The sequence below is a fragment of the Thermococcus chitonophagus genome (assembly GCF_002214605.1).
In the GTDB taxonomy this organism is placed as follows: Archaea; Methanobacteriota_B; Thermococci; order Thermococcales; family Thermococcaceae; genus Pyrococcus; species Pyrococcus chitonophagus.
On sequence record NZ_CP015193.1, the window covers coordinates 192776 to 207699 of the forward strand.

At 45.1% G+C, this 14924-nt stretch carries 16 protein-coding genes; 3 read left to right on the forward strand and 13 right to left on the reverse strand.

Annotation, left to right across the window (positions count from 1 at the left end):
* The first annotated feature begins 208 nt into the window (after window positions 1-208).
* On the forward strand, window positions 209-1081 hold the full coding sequence (locus A3L04_RS01150) for an ATP-binding protein (RefSeq protein ID WP_157092388.1): 873 nt from the start codon (window positions 209-211) through the stop codon (window positions 1079-1081).
* Here A3L04_RS01150 and A3L04_RS01155 read toward each other — a convergent pair.
* Genes A3L04_RS01155 through A3L04_RS01165 form a run of 3 tightly spaced genes read right to left on the reverse strand, consistent with a single transcriptional unit; the run spans window position 1062 to window position 2821 of the window.
* Window positions 1062-1634, reverse strand: coding sequence for an MBL fold metallo-hydrolase (locus tag A3L04_RS01155; RefSeq protein WP_068575945.1), 573 nt, complete (start codon window positions 1632-1634; stop codon window positions 1062-1064). The genes A3L04_RS01150 and A3L04_RS01155 overlap by 20 nt on opposite strands.
* On the reverse strand, window positions 1631-2326 hold the full coding sequence (locus A3L04_RS01160; RefSeq protein ID WP_157092389.1) for a hypothetical protein: 696 nt from the start codon (window positions 2324-2326) through the stop codon (window positions 1631-1633). The genes A3L04_RS01155 and A3L04_RS01160 overlap by 4 nt, the downstream gene beginning before the upstream one ends.
* Window positions 2327-2359: 33 nt before the next feature.
* Window positions 2360-2821, reverse strand: a complete 462-nt coding sequence (locus A3L04_RS01165; RefSeq protein ID WP_068575949.1) for a phosphoribosyltransferase — start codon at window positions 2819-2821, stop codon at window positions 2360-2362.
* A gap of 141 nt (window positions 2822-2962) precedes the next feature.
* Here A3L04_RS01165 and A3L04_RS01170 point away from each other — a divergent pair, with 141 nt between their 5' ends.
* Window positions 2963-4132 (forward strand): ATP-binding protein, encoded by a 1170-nt coding sequence (locus A3L04_RS01170; RefSeq protein WP_068575951.1) that lies wholly within the window; start codon window positions 2963-2965, stop codon window positions 4130-4132.
* On the opposite strand, the gene A3L04_RS01175 is transcribed toward A3L04_RS01170, so the two are convergent.
* The 10 genes from A3L04_RS01175 to A3L04_RS01210 form a co-directional block, all read right to left on the reverse strand.
* Window positions 4117-5859, reverse strand: a complete 1743-nt coding sequence (locus A3L04_RS01175; RefSeq protein WP_068575953.1) for a radical SAM protein — start codon at window positions 5857-5859, stop codon at window positions 4117-4119. The two genes, A3L04_RS01170 and A3L04_RS01175, sit on opposite strands and share 16 nt — an antisense overlap.
* Window positions 5860-5891: 32 nt before the next feature.
* Window positions 5892-6272, reverse strand: a complete 381-nt coding sequence (locus A3L04_RS11155) for a hypothetical protein (RefSeq protein ID WP_231963809.1) — start codon at window positions 6270-6272, stop codon at window positions 5892-5894.
* Complete coding sequence (locus tag A3L04_RS11160; RefSeq protein WP_231963810.1) at window positions 6236-6775, reverse strand: ATP-binding protein; 540 nt, start codon at window positions 6773-6775, stop codon at window positions 6236-6238. The genes A3L04_RS11155 and A3L04_RS11160 overlap by 37 nt, the downstream gene beginning before the upstream one ends.
* Entirely contained in the window at window positions 6756-6857 is a 102-nt protein-coding gene (locus A3L04_RS11165) for an ATP-binding protein (RefSeq protein WP_231963811.1), read from the reverse strand. Before A3L04_RS11165 ends, A3L04_RS11160 begins: the two co-directional genes overlap by 20 nt.
* 103 nt (window positions 6858-6960) lie before the next feature.
* Window positions 6961-8136: a hypothetical protein gene (locus tag A3L04_RS01185; RefSeq protein WP_068575955.1), complete on the reverse strand. Its 1176-nt coding sequence runs from the start codon at window positions 8134-8136 to the stop codon at window positions 6961-6963.
* 14 nt (window positions 8137-8150) lie between these two features.
* The gene (locus A3L04_RS01190) at window positions 8151-8825 is read right to left on the reverse strand and encodes an ATP-binding protein (protein ID WP_068575957.1); all 675 of its coding nucleotides are present in this window, start codon (window positions 8823-8825) and stop codon (window positions 8151-8153) included.
* Between the two features lie 64 nt (window positions 8826-8889).
* Window positions 8890-11343, reverse strand: a complete 2454-nt coding sequence (ppsA, locus tag A3L04_RS01195; RefSeq protein WP_068575959.1) for a phosphoenolpyruvate synthase — start codon at window positions 11341-11343, stop codon at window positions 8890-8892.
* Between the two features lie 87 nt (window positions 11344-11430).
* The gene (locus A3L04_RS01200) at window positions 11431-12510 is read right to left on the reverse strand and encodes a hypothetical protein (protein WP_068575961.1); all 1080 of its coding nucleotides are present in this window, start codon (window positions 12508-12510) and stop codon (window positions 11431-11433) included.
* Window positions 12443-13456, reverse strand: a complete 1014-nt coding sequence (locus A3L04_RS01205) for a hypothetical protein (RefSeq protein WP_068575963.1) — start codon at window positions 13454-13456, stop codon at window positions 12443-12445. The genes A3L04_RS01200 and A3L04_RS01205 overlap by 68 nt, the downstream gene beginning before the upstream one ends.
* On the reverse strand, window positions 13453-14121 hold the full coding sequence (locus tag A3L04_RS01210; protein ID WP_068575964.1) for a TrmB family transcriptional regulator sugar-binding domain-containing protein: 669 nt from the start codon (window positions 14119-14121) through the stop codon (window positions 13453-13455). The genes A3L04_RS01205 and A3L04_RS01210 overlap by 4 nt, the downstream gene beginning before the upstream one ends.
* A 48-nt stretch (window positions 14122-14169) precedes the next feature.
* On the opposite strand from A3L04_RS01210, the gene queC reads away from it, so the two are divergent.
* Entirely contained in the window at window positions 14170-14889 is a 720-nt protein-coding gene (gene queC, locus A3L04_RS01215) for a 7-cyano-7-deazaguanine synthase QueC (protein ID WP_068575967.1), read from the forward strand.
* The last annotated feature ends 35 nt before the right edge of the window (window positions 14890-14924 follow it).

Below are 14924 nucleotides of genomic sequence, written 5' to 3' on the forward strand. Positions count from 1 at the left end.
ACCACCGAGAGAAAGTTAGAGGAAAAGGTTAAAGAGATTTTGGGAGAGCTATTAAAGGATGATGAAGGATCCAGCTCTGAGCGGTGATGAGGCCTGCGATGACTGACGGTGATTAAATGGAGTTCTATAACAGAGAGAAGGAAATTGAAGGAATTAAGAAGCAGGAAGATAATAAACAAAGAATAAGAATGAACCAACGCTAATTACATTGGCCAATAAACAGCGGGAAAACGGCCTTAATAAAGAAGATAATCGAAGATCTCCCGAAGGATTACGTGACATTCTACATCAACCTCAGGGAGAGAATGATAAAGGTATTCAAGAACTCTTCGAGACCTTTGACGTTAAAGTTCTTGACCTGCTGGAGGAAACCACGAAGTTCATGGGAATTCCAATCTCAAGAAATTTACTTGAGAAGATATTTAGCAGAGATAAGCCCGGAGATGCATTCAAGTACATCGTGACCCTAACAAAAGAGCTCAAGGACAGCGGAAGGACACCAATAATAGTATTGGACGAGCTCCAGAAGATCAAGGATATTAAGATAAACGGTTACCTGCTGTACGAGCTCTTCAATCTCTTCATAAGCCTAACTAAGGAGAACCACTCGGCACACGTATTCGCTATTACCTCGGATTCACTATTTATAGAGAAAGTGTTCAGAGAAACGAAGCTCTATGGGAGGGCAAGATACTTCCTTGTAGACGACTTTGATTATAAAACCACTGAAGGGTTCCTGAGAAAACACGGATTCTCAAGTGAGGAAATTGAGCTAACGCGGAAATACTTCGGAGGTAAACCCGTATTCTTGATTGAGGCTATAAACAACAGGGAGAACTTAAAGGAATTTTGTGAAAGTCAGCTTTCGTTAAGGAAAAGGCAGATAAAGGAGATAATAAAGGAAAGGGACTTCAAAATACTCAGGGAGTTCAAGGATAAAGAGGAGATCATTATTGAAGAACTTGATGAGGAAATAGAGAACCTAGTGGAAAACAACGTCCTGTTCTTCGATCCAGTAAGAGGAGTTCTAAAGCCACAGTCAAGGCTCGATCTACTCGCAATCAGGGAAATAGTTTCCTGACGAGCTCCTCCAATTTCTCCTTTGCGTTCCCTATTATGGGCTCGCCGTGAGCTGGATAAAGGTTCTCGAAGTCTATCTCAAGCAATTCCTTGATTCTCTGCCTATTCTCTTCAGGGTTCAAGGAATACATTTGCGGAATCTCCTTTAACCTCCCATTTTCCTCCATCAGAAGATCCCCAGGGAACAAAGACTTTGATTCCAAGTCCAAGAGAACTATGCTACCCTGAGTGTGCCCTGGCATGTGGAATATCTTTAACCCGTCAATGACTTCCCCACCTTTAACTTTCACATCCACCTCTCCGATCCTGGGAGCATCCAACTCGTGAGCAACAACCTTAATCCCTGGGAACTTCTCTCTCAGGCACCTCAGGGAGCCCGTGTGATCAAAGTGGTGGTGAGTCAGAAATACAGTTGTCAGAGGTTTATCGAGCTCCTTAACTTTCTCAATGATCTTTTCACAGGTCTCCTCAAGGCCAGCATCCACGAGGATTAGGTGATCCTCCCTCTCGATTATATACACGTTAACGAACCTGTCGAATATCCTGTGGATCATCTCCTCCACCTCAATATCAATATCAATACAACAACCCCTATAACCCCAGCGGCCCACCACGGGAAGCACTTCAATTCAGATTTAGAAACTGTGAAATTGGTAGGAATCTCCTCATAATTGAGGGTGAAGCCCGTGACGTTCTCGGGAGTTATAACCTCGCCGTCCAATCTTATCACGAAGCTTGTAGATTCCGTATTCACGATGCATGTATCTTGGCACTCCAGACCCGTAACGTTGAGCGTCCAGAAAACATCCTCTCCAGACAAGCCCGCCGTGTAGTATTTTGCCCAGGATACTTTTCCATCCCTGAGTACTCTGGTCACAAAGTAGTAACCTATCCAAGGAGCATCACTGCCTCCTCCAGCAATCCCGGCCACTATCACCGAGTCCTTTACGAATACTACTGCCTCTGGAACCATATAGTATTCTGAGGCGATGACCTTTTGCACAACCAAATTCCCGTCCCTGTCCAAAACTGCCACCCAAAGCGAGTCCTTAGGGTGAGCAGGCATCTTCGCGGAGCCAATAACCAAAATATTCGAGCCAAAGTCGTGGTAATCGATGACGTTGACGCAGAACCACGGAGAAGTTGAATTAAAGGTGACAACCCAGGAGCACTCCTTCACTACCTCATTCCCGGCAACCACCCAAGGAAGGATTAATAGCATTACAAATAGTGATATCCACTTCATGATGGTTTAGAGTGTAGTTAAAAATATATAAAGCTACTCTTTGGTAACGACTGGAAATTCCTCCCATGGAAAGACTATCCACTTGTCAGTCCTGAAGACATAATAGTCCGGAACTACGGAAGTCCAAGGCTTCATTGCCAAGCAGGCGACCTTTATCTCCTTCGCACCAAGCCTCTTTACTTCCTCTATCACTACCTCCAAGGTTTTTCCAGTATCGCTGACATCATCCACTATCACAACCTTCTTGTCCTTAAGATCTCCATGTATCGGGATTGTAATCACAGGCTTCTCTGCCCTCTCATCTATCCCCTTGTAGAACTTAACGTCGATTACCTTGAGCGGAAGATCGCCAAGGATGTGGCTCAACCTAACGGCTGGAATTAACCCTCCCCTTGCGACGCCAACGATTACGTCTGGCTTGTACTCCCTCAGCTTATCGGCTAGAGCGAATATCGCCCTGTCAACTTGCCACCAAGTTAGATAGACCTTGTCCATTCTTTCACCCCCTTTGCTCTCCAGTTAACACCTGAATTTAAAAATCCACCGAAAAGCTGAGGCATGTTTGTCAGGATATTGCAATATTGTGTAAAGCAACAGTTGACAATATTTATAAAGATATGTAAAGTACAAGTTAACATGATTGGACTACTTGAAGATCAGAATCCATGGTGGATACATGAAGAAGATCCAGAATTGAGAGAATTTAAGAAGCTGAGATACAGGATAACGCCAAAATGGATAGAAGAAATCTCCCTCCAGCCATTCTCCCTTAATTTCATCCTAGGACCAAGGAGAGTTGGAAAAACCCTCGGAATGAAGCTATTGATAAAAAACATCTTGGAGCATTCAAAAAACCCATACTCAGTATTCTACTTCGACTGCAGCATTTTAGAGAGTTATAAAGAGCTTGTGAAGGTAATGGAAGCATACTTCAAAATAAGAAGACGCAAAGGAGTGAAGAGTTCGTATATATTCCTTGATGAAGTAACCTTGCTCCCAGACTGGTGGAGGGGAGTTAAGTACCTTATTGACAGGAAAAAATTCATTGATGATGTTCTCACAGTAACTGGATCAATAACCCTCGCCAGGGAAAGGATTATAGGAGCATTTGGAGGTAGAATGGGCAGAGGAAGAATTATAGAGGTTACTCCCCTCTCATTCAGAGAGTACTATCACTTATTCTACCAAGAGTTTGCTCGCTCGAAGGCCAGTGAAGTCTTCGAGAACTACCTAGAAACCGGAGGATACCTGGCCTATCTCAACGGAATGCTCACGACAAAAGACGTAATCTTAACAGTAAAATCAGACATTCTAACCCTTGGAAAGAGCACGAGTATCGCTAGGGATGTAATAGGAGCCATAATTGACGTTGCTCCCGATCCTGTATCCTTCAGAAAGCTCGCTGAAAGGTCAGGCGTATCAGTCCCAACGGTAAGAGAGTACATTGAAGTGTTTGAAGCCCTTCACATTCTCCTCCAAATACCCTTCAGGGACGAAGGGGGAAGAATAATAGAGAGAAAAGACAGAAAGTTCATAATAAGAGATCCTCTAATTGCAAGAGCTTTAGCGAAGTGGGCGGGAAGGGAGATAGGGAAGGACGTGCTGTACGAGTGGATCGTGCAGAAACACTTATACAGGAAATTTGGAGAGGTATTTTACTTCAGAACGGACAGATACGAGATCGACGCTGTTGCTAAGGGCATTAAAATCGAGGTCAAGTCTGGAAGAATAAAGAAGAAGTATCCCAGGGATGTTATGATCATCGGTGGAGAGGAAATTCCAGAGTTCCTCTACAACTTAACATGACCCTTATAAAGGCCCCTTGCATCCTGGGGAAGCAAATTAAGGAACTCATCCTCGCTCTTGAAAGGCCTTTTTGCTAGAATTTTAGCTAGGGTCTTCTTCCCCACCCCAGGAAGCCACTTCAAAACCTTGGAGCTCTCCCTGTTAACGTCAATGGGAACCGGAATGCCGGTAACGCTTCTGAGTCCATGATCGACTATCATTACATCGTAATATTTGTCGAGCTCAAGCCTCTTGGGCACGCCAACTATCAGGGGATAGCTTCCGAACTGCCTGCCAAAGGTTAGTCCATTATCATAAACCTCCATCCTCACGTCCCTCAGAATCGTCCCTACTGGAACTACTCTCTTGAGCATTGGGAGGTCTATCTCATGCCTTATCTTATGCCTGTAGTGCTCTATCAGCTTCTTGTGCTTCTCAGTCTTCACCTTATCCCTCATGTTCCAAAGCGGTGTCCCGGGGAACACAACGACCTGCCTGATGTTTATCCTCCTGAGCATCAAACCGTCATCGAGTATCTTCTTTAAAAACTGGAATGTAAGTTCGTACGTTCTCTTTGTTTCCCCAGGAAGTCCAAAGATTATGTTTATCCCAGGAAGGAGCCAGGGAAGGCCGTTGTAGCCTCTCCTTCCTCCAACCTCGTTTATTATCTTTACGGCCTCGTAGGTTTCCTCTGGGGTAGCGTTGAGGTTGTTCAGCTTGGCCACCTTTGGATCCGCAGTTTCCAATCCAAAGGCAACCACGTTCCCCGGGGTTCCGTACTTAATTATGGCCTTTGCAATCCTCCTGCTCTCTTCTGGGTAGTTAGCGATCACCGCTGGATTTGCATTGTCCACGTGGAGGGTTTTAACGTTTGGCGCAACACTTCTAACTGCTTTAAACAGCTTTTCAACTTCCTCAGGCTTTGGAATCGGAACCCTACCGTTGGGCTCGGCCATGTAGGAGAAGATGCAACTCTGCCTCCCTATCCTGAAGTGCCTTACTTCCAGCCTGTAGAGAGCTTCAACTTCCTGGGCAACGAATTTCTGGGGCCTGTTCTCTACGATAGGATAGCGAACTGGCTCCGTACAGAAGGAACAACCTCCTATACCCATCGCCTTGGGACAGCCACGCTGGGTTTCTATCTCAGCCAATACGAATTCAGGGTAGCCCGGGAACTGCTTGACAACTTCTGCCCCCAGTAAAGCGTAGGGCTGCAACTCCTCATAAGTTCTAAACCTGAATGGGTCAAGATCCCTACCGGAGAAGTAGTCATAGAGGAAGGCCTCAAGGTCGCCGTAGACCACGTAATCAAAAACCTCCTCGGCGAACTTAAGTTCCCTAGTCGTTATCTTAACCCCACCTATCTTTGCCGAACCCATGAAGGCGGGCCCACCCAAGATCTTAACGGCATTAAATCCGCCTATGAACTTTGCAACCTCTTCAACACTCCCAGGAACAGCTGAAAGATACTTTCCCGGAGTGTGAAGGCCACCTATGAAAATTATAACATCGGCCTTCTCAAGTATCTCTCTAGCCTTGGGAAAGTTCGGAGTTTTGTTTCTCGTTCTAATTCCGTCTTCACCCTCGAATGTCGCCCTCAAATCGTCAATCGTGAGGTAGAATACGTTAGCATCTCTCCTAGCCTTCTTTATCGCACCATAGGCGTACCTTGGGTAGAGGCCCATGTAGGGAGGAACGCCAAGCCCCGCGGGTTCATCCGTGTAGCCGTCTATTATTGCAACTATCATCTTAGACGAGAACACAGGAGGGGATAAAAACCTTATCCAACCTCATCCAACGTCCTCCTTATCGCCAAGAGCTCAAGCCTGCCCTGAGACCTCAGGAGCCTTTTTTTCGGATCAAAGAAGAGGATATTGTTCTTAACAGCCCAGAAAACTGCGTCATTTATCTCATTACACTTTACTATCTCCTTGTCGATGAACTCATTGAGAAGCGCCAAAATATCCTTGAACAACTCTGAATTCTTTCTCCTTATCGAGTTGAGAGATAGGACTAACCAGCTCGTCTTGTCCTCGAGGACTTCCTCGCACCATTCCTTAAGCTCTTCCCTGTGCTTTAAAGCCTCGACAAGGTAAACAGGCTTACCCCCAAAGTAGCTCCAGACTAGCTCAGCCTCATCATTAGTGAATCCCTGGGACACGAGGAATTTAGGGCAGTTTCCTTATCGAAATCATCAACTAGAAGGTAGTCCGCCCTCCCTTGAAGCATTGCTTCATTGTAGACTTTCTCTATGAATAGACTATCAGATGTAACAACAAAAACATGGGATAAGTGCTCCTCCTTAGTCAAGTGAACAAAGAAGTTGAACATCTCATAGATCAACGAGCCATTAACCTTTAAGTCCTCAATAACCTGCAACTCATCAACAATCAAAATAGGATTCTTACCCGCCTCCTTAACCTCCTTCATTAAAGTTGCAATATAAGCGAAGGCATTCTTAGGTTTCTTCTCTCTAACTATTTCATTTAGAAGCTCTGCAGGGATAGGAAATCCAAAAGCCTCTTTTCCCGCCGATAATATTAGAGAAACTGCCTCCTTTAATGTTTTCACACTATTCCTGAATTCAAGTGAAAACAATATATCAACGAACTCTTCATAGCTTGTAATAGGAGTTCTCCTGAGGTTAAACTTGAAAAACAACATAATCGTTTGGAAGCCTTTTGATAAATTCATTCATTAATGCGGTCTTTCCAGAATTTATTGGGCCGTAGATAAAGGTTATCATGTTTGATCATAGGAAACCATGATCAACAACTTCCTAAGCTCCCTCTCCCTATCGAAGAACATGCTACCACCTAAGGCCAATTCTGATAAAACGGGTAAAAAGGTTATCCCAGGAGCCAGCTAACGACTTTCAGGCCTTCCAGAGCCTCAGGGGTATAAGGCATCACAACGTGGTGGTTACCTAGGGCTTTCTCCAAGAACTCCCTTCCTATGTCCACCACCAGCTGGGTTCTGCAAAGGCCTTCCTCAAGGAGGCCACTTCTCACTTTTCTCGCAACGAAGTAGGAAAGCTTTGAGTAGTCTAAACTCACCCTGCCTATTATGAGCCTATCGTACTTTATTTCGCACGTCACGGCATAGGGATAACCGCTCTCGAAGTGGGAAACTAAGCTACAGTTCCTGCCCAGGGTAGGTGCTATCGTACAGTGGGCAAGCTTCAGCTCGCCATTTTTCGTGAATCCGCTCGGGTTTGCTATCCATCCGGGACTGTCGGTTAGCTCATAGCTTATCGTAAGCATGAGCAAGCTGTGGAAATCATCCTCGCATGCGGTTGGGATCCCCTCAGCGTTCATCATTGCTACAGCAAGGCAGGGAGTTAGCTTGTACTTAACCACGAGGGGAAAGCAGTCAATTACTATGGCGTTAGCTCCGTACTCGTCCTTTAACTTCTTTAACGCATAATAGATCCTCACAACATCCTTGACCTTCTCCCCCTCAGCGTTTATGAGAACCCTAACCTTGGCAAGAAACTCCTTTATTTCATTCTCACCTGCACTCCACCCAACTTCCCTTATCCTTTCATAACTTACTGCATAGACCTTAGAACCGAAAACCTCCGAGAATACCTTAGCGTTCTCACTTACTTCGCCATCACTCGTTATCTCGAGGATCCTCAGGTTCTTCAGCCTTTTATACGCCTTTAATCCCCTTATTAAACCTCCTAGCTCCTCCGGGGATTCCACATGGTACAGGTAGACACTGTAACCATTGGCCTCAGCCCAAGCCTTAGCGGACAAACCGCTTGGAAGGCTGTTGTGCTTTCCGTGGGTAATTAGAATCGTTGGCTTCCCAGCTTTTATTACCTCCTTAGCTTTTTTGCTGGTTCCTCCAGTCAGCAGGAAAAGCAGTACAATGTCGGCATTATCTACTCCAGAAACATTATTAACATCGCTAAAGCTCACGAGATCCTTAGGAAACTCCCCCTTAAAGCTCTCCATGACCTTCCTGTAGTAGCTTTCACCGTGAAGCTCACTCGCTAAGAATAAGCCAACGATTTTCACATCTACCACCCCCACTATAACTTTTCAAGTGCCCTCCTTATGGCCAAAAGTTCGAGCTTCCCTTGGGGCCTTAAAATTCCCCCCTTAGGATCATCAACTAGGAAGTAGTCCGCCCTCCCTTGAAGCATTGCTTCATTGTAGACTTTCTCTATGAATAGACTATCAGATGTAACAACAAAAACATGGACTAGATGGGTCTCTTTTGTGAGCCTAACGAAGAAGTTAAAGAGCTTATATATCAAGGGCCCATCAACTTTTAGATCCCCTATAACCTGTAGCTCATCTATAACTAAAATGGGTTTTCTCTCTTTATCCCTTAGCTCTCTAAAATAGTCCTCTAAAAACACAAATGGATCCCCATTCTTATTTTCAATCAAGTCTCTGAAGACTTTTTCAGGGATCGGAATGCCTTGGTATGCCAAACCGCTCTTTAAAACGTCCACTAATAACTCCTTTAGAGAGCCTTCTTTGACACTAAACAAAACCTTCATGAAGTCCTCGTAACTGTTAATAAATCTCCCTCTGAGGTTAATATAAAAGATCGCGAATTCTCTTGAAATCCTCTTAGTCAGTTCCATCAGTAAAACGGTTTTCCCAGAATTTATCGGGCCATAGATAGTTATCATGTTTGGTTCATAAGAGATTAAGCTCAGTAAAGCCTTAAGTTCTTCCTTCCTATCAAAGAACATGCCATCCACCAATAACTAATCCAGAGGAATGGATAAAAATATTACTTGAAGAAAGGGAAAGAATTCAGAAGAACTCCTCTTCTTCCTCTTCCTCGAAGAGCTGCCTCCTTGCTGCCTCAAGCATGAGCTTCCTCTCTTCCTGTGCAACTACCTGCCTGATTAGCTGTACTGCATCTGGGTTGGCTGAGATGCTGTCAATGCCAAGCCTAACAAGTATTCTTGCCATCTTTGGATCACTTCCGGCCTGTCCACAGATGCTGGTCTCAACTCCGTACCTCTTACAGACCTTAATGACGTGCTTGATGAGCGTAAGAACTGCTGGGTGGGTCTCATCATAGAGCTTGGCAACCCTCTCGTTGTCCCTGTCAATTGCAAGGGTGTACTGGGTCAGGTCGTTGGTTCCAAAGCTGACGAAGTCGATTCCCTCCTTGATGAGGTCCTCGATGATTATTGCCGCAGCTGGAACCTCGATCATGACACCCCAAGCAACGTCCTTGTGTGGCTCAAGGCCAACCTCTCTAGCGATCTCCTTAGCCTTCCTTATCTGCTCTGGGTGGCTGACGAGTGGTAGCATTACACCGATGTTGTTGTAGCCCTTCTCAACGACCTTCTTAATTGCTGCAAACTCTGCCTTGAGTAGCTCGGGCTGATCAAGCCCTCTCCTGATACCTCTCCATCCAAGCATTGGGTTCCTCTCTTCTGGCTCATCCTCTCCACCGGGCATCTCCCTGAACTCGTTGGTTGGAGCGTCAAGGGTCCTGTACCAGACTGGCCTTGGATAGAACGCTGCTGCAACCTTCTCAATTCCCTCGGCAAGCTTCTCGACGAGCTCGTCAAACTTGCCCTCCTTGATGAACTTAATTGGGTGCTGTCCAATGCTGAGGATCATGTGCTCAGCCCTGAGCAGTCCTACACCATCAGCTCCAGTTGCTGCAGCCCTCTCGGCAACTTCTGGCATTGAAACGTTGACCTTAACGAGCGTTCCGGTGACCAATGGTGCAGCAGCAACTGCTCCAGCTGCTCCAGCCTCAGCCTTAGCCTCCTCCTTCTTCTTGACAAGGCTCTTGACGATTCCCTTGTAAACGAGACCTCTTGTACCGTCAACTGTAACGTACATTCCGGTCTTGAGCTTCTTGGTTGCCTCCTTGGTACCAACTACTGCGGGAATTCCGAGCTCTCTTGAAACTATTGCGGCGTGGCTCGTTCTTCCACCCTCGTCAGTTATGATTGCTGCAGCCCTCTTCATCGCTGGAACCATGTCCGGGTTGGTCATGGTCGTTACGAGGACGTCACCCTCCTTGACCTTGTCGATCTCGCTTGCGTCGAAGATCACTACAACCCTACCGGCACCGATTCCTGGTGAGGCACCGAGACCCTTGAGGATGACCTCTGCCTCCTCAACCTCCTCGGTCTCCTCGGCTGTGGTCTCCTTGAGGGTTGTGATTGGCCTGCTCTGGACAATGTAGAGCTTGCCGTCATCCTTGTCGTAAGCCCACTCGATGTCCTGTGGCCAGCCGTAGTGCTCCTCGATCTTCTGACCCATCTTTGCAACCTCAATGATCTGCTCATCGGTGAGCACCTGCTTCTCAACCCACTCTGGGCCAAGGTACTCGGCGACCTTAACCATCACAGTGCCCTTACCGGTCTCGGGGTTCCTGACGACCATAACCTCCTTCTTTGCGATGACCTTCTCCTTGATCTTCCAGGTGCCCTTCTCGACAATGTACTCATCAGGGGTTACAGCACCGCTAACTACAGCCTCACCAAGACCCCAAGAAGCGTTGATCATTATCTCGTTCCTGTTGTTGGTAACTGGGTTGGCCGTGAACATGACACCGCTCTTCTCACTGTTGACCATCTTCTGAACTACTGCACTAAGGTAAACCTTGCTGTGGTCGAAGCCCTGCTTGGCCCTGTAGAAGGTTGCCCTTGCAGTCCAGAGTGAGGCCCAGCACTTCTTCACCTTGTCGATAACATCATCAGCACCGAGAACGTCAAGGTAGGTCTCCTGCTGACCGGCGAATGAGGCCTCTGGGAGATCCTCAGCGGTAGCTGATGATCTGACAGCAACGTAAACCTCATCCTGACCAAACCTCTGGCTGAGCTCCTTGTAAGCCTGCTTGATCTCATCGGCGATCTCTGGAGGCATGTCAAGGGCCTTTATGAGCTCTCTAATTGCCTCAGTGTTCTCCTGAAGCTGCTTTGAGTCATCAACGTTGGTTCTGCTTATTATGTCCATAATCCACTCCTGGAGAACCCTTGGCTCGTCAGGAGCCTGGGCGAGAACTTCAGCTATAGTTCCCTTGTTTGCCTTTTCACCGAGGATCTTCTTAACGTCTTCCTTAGAAACCTTAACGTTCTCAACGAAGTACTTATACGCCTCAGCTGTAACACAGAATCCTGGCGGAACTGGAATGCCAGCCTTTGTCATTTCACCGAGGTTTGCTCCCTTACCACCGACAAGTGGCACGTCTTCTTTACTGAGCTCCTCAAACCACTTTATGAACTTGTACGCCATTTTCGTTCACCTCCGGCTTAGAATAACCGGGAGTGATAAAGAAGGAACGTATTTAAAATTAACGTGGATTTATTAGAGGGTTAATGTTCAATGTTGTCGAGAAGATTCATTGTGCTCATTTTGAGAGCCACTGACCCTCAATTTGACAAGTGGAAGTTTAAACGTATTATAAATATTATTGCCAGTAATAAATCCAAAGAGAAATATTACCGCAAGCTTTGGAGCATCTAGCCCCAATTCTATTGAAAGTGTCAAAACAGCTAAAACAAAAGAATGAGCCCATGCCAATCTTCTGAGTGTCCTGACGAGAATTCCTAAAACAAAAGCCTCAAAAAGACCAAAAACCCCAAAGTCAGCTACTGCCTCTCCAAAGATAGTGTATGTGTACCTAGTTTTACTCCCATATAAAGCCGCAACTTTATATCCAGGAATAGGCTCGGGAAGTATGAAGAGCTTTCCAAAAGGCATTCCAATTTCATATAATCGTTCGTAAACCTGGTATGTAAAAGCTGGCCTCAAAATAATGTCATGTAAGTTTAGCCCTCTTGCCAGTGAGATTATTAAAACAGCTACTATTGCAATAAAAATCGTTTTCCATGAGATATATTTTCTCCTGTAGATGCATGCCAAGAAAATGAGAGCTATTATACTCCTAAACGTAGAGACTATACCGAGTATCATACCATAAGCCACTAGATAAGGGGAGGGGGTTATTGAAACTGCTAAAGCTGTTGCGTATCCGGAGATAAGATAAAGAACAGCAAGAGGCTTAAATCTAAGTCCAGGGTATAGCAGGGGGATAAATTTGCAAATGAGTAGAACAACAAAAACAGCGACTGAAACTAATATCAAAACATTCCTAATAACAATAGTTCCATTCTTTTTTTTAATCCTAAGATACACCGCCAAAGGAATAGCAGTAATTAGCCATACAGCTAACCACATCCATCCCATAGTGGCTATAATCCCAATAGAGAGGATAAGCCAAGTCCAAGATGGAACCTTGACATTACAGTGAAGACCAATAACGAAGAATGTTATATAAAGAATCGAATAGGTTAGAGGACCAACCTCCAGTTGTGAATCAAAGAAAACTACCTTACCTATAACTGATAATATTATAAATGCGAGCCCAAATCCTACGAATAGCTTCTCTGACATTTCCATTAAATTCCCTCCAGGCAAGTATAATTGTTATAAGGAACATTAGATAAGTAGGCAAGTCTAGTATTCCAGTTTCAACTCCGACTAAGCCATAGGCAAGCGTAACATAATACAAAGCCCGGGAAATTGGAGAAATAAGTTTTTCCGTTATGCCATAGTATAACCCCAACAACAACATTTCTATCCCCGCAAACAGCCCAAAATCTAGGTACATGCCCCCTACCAGTGTTGCGGTAATTGTGACATGGTATATACCTAAGTACCGGGCTATCATGCCCCTGGGACCTATACCACCAACAATGTAGGATGTTACACCAGCCCACTGGAGGTGCCCTTTATAAAATCCCGCTAAGCTCGCCTGCTTAATTATCACATCGAGAACTGACGTGGTCCCCTCGATTCTTATTAGAATATCCATACCCCCTCTTAATACGGAAAGTCCAATAATTGCGAAGGCTCCCACAACGCCAGCAAGTATAGCCCCTCGAACTTTCTTTCCTTCTAGATAAGCCAAGGTAATGGCTATAGCAGAGACAAGAACCGGGGTTCTATACGCATACAGGGAAACTAAAGGAATGTAAAGGTAACCCAACTTTTTTCCTTTAATAGTTAGGTACGTAGATGATGGAAGTCCAAGAAGGTAAGTCAGCATTGTTAGTTTGGGATTAAGATGTGTCCGAACAGAAGGATTCAACAAAGGTACTGACCTCGTTATGAAAACAATCTGGAATAGTATTATAAGGAAAGATAATAATAACGCATATAAAAAGGGTTGTTCCCTAACCTCTATTCTGGTCTTAGGATTACCAAATCTTTGAAATCCGATCTTATACCCCAGGATAAAGAGAATCCCAAAGAATCCAACAACAACTACCGTCTTAACTCTCCCTAGTCCCACACTTACAAACGCCATGAGGAGAATAGGAATAAGAAGGGGGAGACCTCTCATGGAGATCTCACCTCAATAATCTTAAGGGGAAGTGTTCTAGATTCAGAATTAACATAGAGTATACCATAAATAAATATCTCCTTATTTTTCAATTCCTCCTCTAGAAGTTGGACTGGAACGTAATTTGCCGTAATTATCGCAGAGTCACCGTATATGCCATTTATTGTTATTGAGCCATAGCTCATATAATCTGCAAGATACTTAAGTTTTCCAAGTTCTATAATCGAGATGTTCTTTATATATATCCTTCCACTGAACCTAACCGAATATTCTTTGCCAGTAAGAAAATTCCGCAGAATATCTCTACCATATCCCTGAGTGCCAGGAAACTCATAAACATAAACCTTGCCATGGTAAATTACCCTAATAACTTTAGCTTTTATCTCCTCCTTAGTCGCGGAAGGCCCACCGACCGTTACCCTACTTCCATTAACTATTATTGTAATTTCAGAACCTTTAGCTGCAAATGCTTCCCCCTTTACAATTTTTCCATCAACAGTTTCCACTTCGACCGTGACGTTAAACCCCTTAGCCAGAAGATTCATAATCTCATTCGCAGCTTCATATATCTCCCCACCCTGATAATGAACTACACTCTTGGTTATTACAATCCCAATAATCCCCATTAGAATTACGAGCATGAGGGCCAGCTTCACTCTATCCATAACAAACACCAAAGGAAACTTCATAAACCCCTTAAATTACTTTCCGATATGAAGCGTGCCGTGGTTTTATTCTCTGGAGGGCTGGATTCAACGGCCTGCCTATACTGGGCAAAGAGGAATTACGAAGAGGTTATTATGCTCACGGTCAACTATGGAAGTAATGAGGAGAGAGTCACAAATAAAGTGGCAGAATTCTTCTCTAAAGAACTCAACGTTCCGCTGAAAATTATTAGACTAGACTTCCTCGAAGAGTTCTCTAAGCTAGCTGGAACAACGCTAGTGGGAGGAGAAACCCCCAAAGTAACAGCAGAAGAGCTGGAGAACATTGAGAGAGCTAAGGAAACTGCCAAAGCGGTGTGGGTTCCTGCCAGGAATCTTGTTTTGATTTCGGTTGCTGCCTCTCTACTTGATGCAATGGGGGGAGGAGATATAGTCGTGGGCTTCAACGCTGAGGAAGGAGCCACATTCCCGGACAACACCCAAGACTTCGTCGAGAGAATCAACAAGGCACTAGAACTAGCAACCATAAATCCAGTTAGGGTCGTTGCACCCCTCATAAATCTGGATAAGAAGGGGATAGCCAAACTTCTAAAGGAGCTGGATGCCAAATACGAGTACTCAAACTCATGCTACATGCCCCAGGGATTCACGGAGGATGGAAAGCCCATACACTGCGGGCAGTGCGAGAGTTGCGTGAGGAGGCACCGTGGGCTTATAGAGGGAATAGGAGAGGACAGGACAGTCTATCTAGTACCGCCAAAGTTATAAGTTCACGGGGTGAACCTTTCCGTAAATGGGGGGCA

Excerpts from the sequence above, each read along its gene's own strand:
- A3L04_RS01155 (WP_068575945.1), bottom strand. The coding sequence starts at position 1,634 with ATGATCCACAGGATATTCGACAGGTTCGTTAACGTGTATATAATCGAG.
- A3L04_RS01160 (WP_157092389.1), bottom strand. The coding sequence starts at position 2,326 with ATGAAGTGGATATCACTATTTGTAATGCTATTAATCCTTCCTTGGGTG.
- A3L04_RS01165 (WP_068575949.1), bottom strand. The coding sequence starts at position 2,821 with ATGGACAAGGTCTATCTAACTTGGTGGCAAGTTGACAGGGCGATATTC.
- A3L04_RS01170 (WP_068575951.1), top strand. The coding sequence starts at position 2,963 with ATGATTGGACTACTTGAAGATCAGAATCCATGGTGGATACATGAAGAA.
- A3L04_RS01175 (WP_068575953.1), bottom strand. The coding sequence starts at position 5,859 with ATGATAGTTGCAATAATAGACGGCTACACGGATGAACCCGCGGGGCTT.
- A3L04_RS11160 (WP_231963810.1), bottom strand. The coding sequence starts at position 6,775 with ATGTTGTTTTTCAAGTTTAACCTCAGGAGAACTCCTATTACAAGCTAT.
- A3L04_RS11165 (WP_231963811.1), bottom strand. The coding sequence starts at position 6,857 with ATGATAACCTTTATCTACGGCCCAATAAATTCTGGAAAGACCGCATTA.
- A3L04_RS01190 (WP_068575957.1), bottom strand. The coding sequence starts at position 8,825 with ATGTTCTTTGATAGGAAGGAAGAACTTAAGGCTTTACTGAGCTTAATC.
- ppsA (WP_068575959.1), bottom strand. The coding sequence starts at position 11,343 with ATGGCGTACAAGTTCATAAAGTGGTTTGAGGAGCTCAGTAAAGAAGAC.
- A3L04_RS01200 (WP_068575961.1), bottom strand. The coding sequence starts at position 12,510 with ATGGAAATGTCAGAGAAGCTATTCGTAGGATTTGGGCTCGCATTTATA.
- A3L04_RS01205 (WP_068575963.1), bottom strand. The coding sequence starts at position 13,456 with ATGAGAGGTCTCCCCCTTCTTATTCCTATTCTCCTCATGGCGTTTGTA.
- A3L04_RS01210 (WP_068575964.1), bottom strand. The coding sequence starts at position 14,121 with ATGGATAGAGTGAAGCTGGCCCTCATGCTCGTAATTCTAATGGGGATT.
- queC (WP_068575967.1), top strand. The coding sequence starts at position 14,170 with ATGAAGCGTGCCGTGGTTTTATTCTCTGGAGGGCTGGATTCAACGGCC.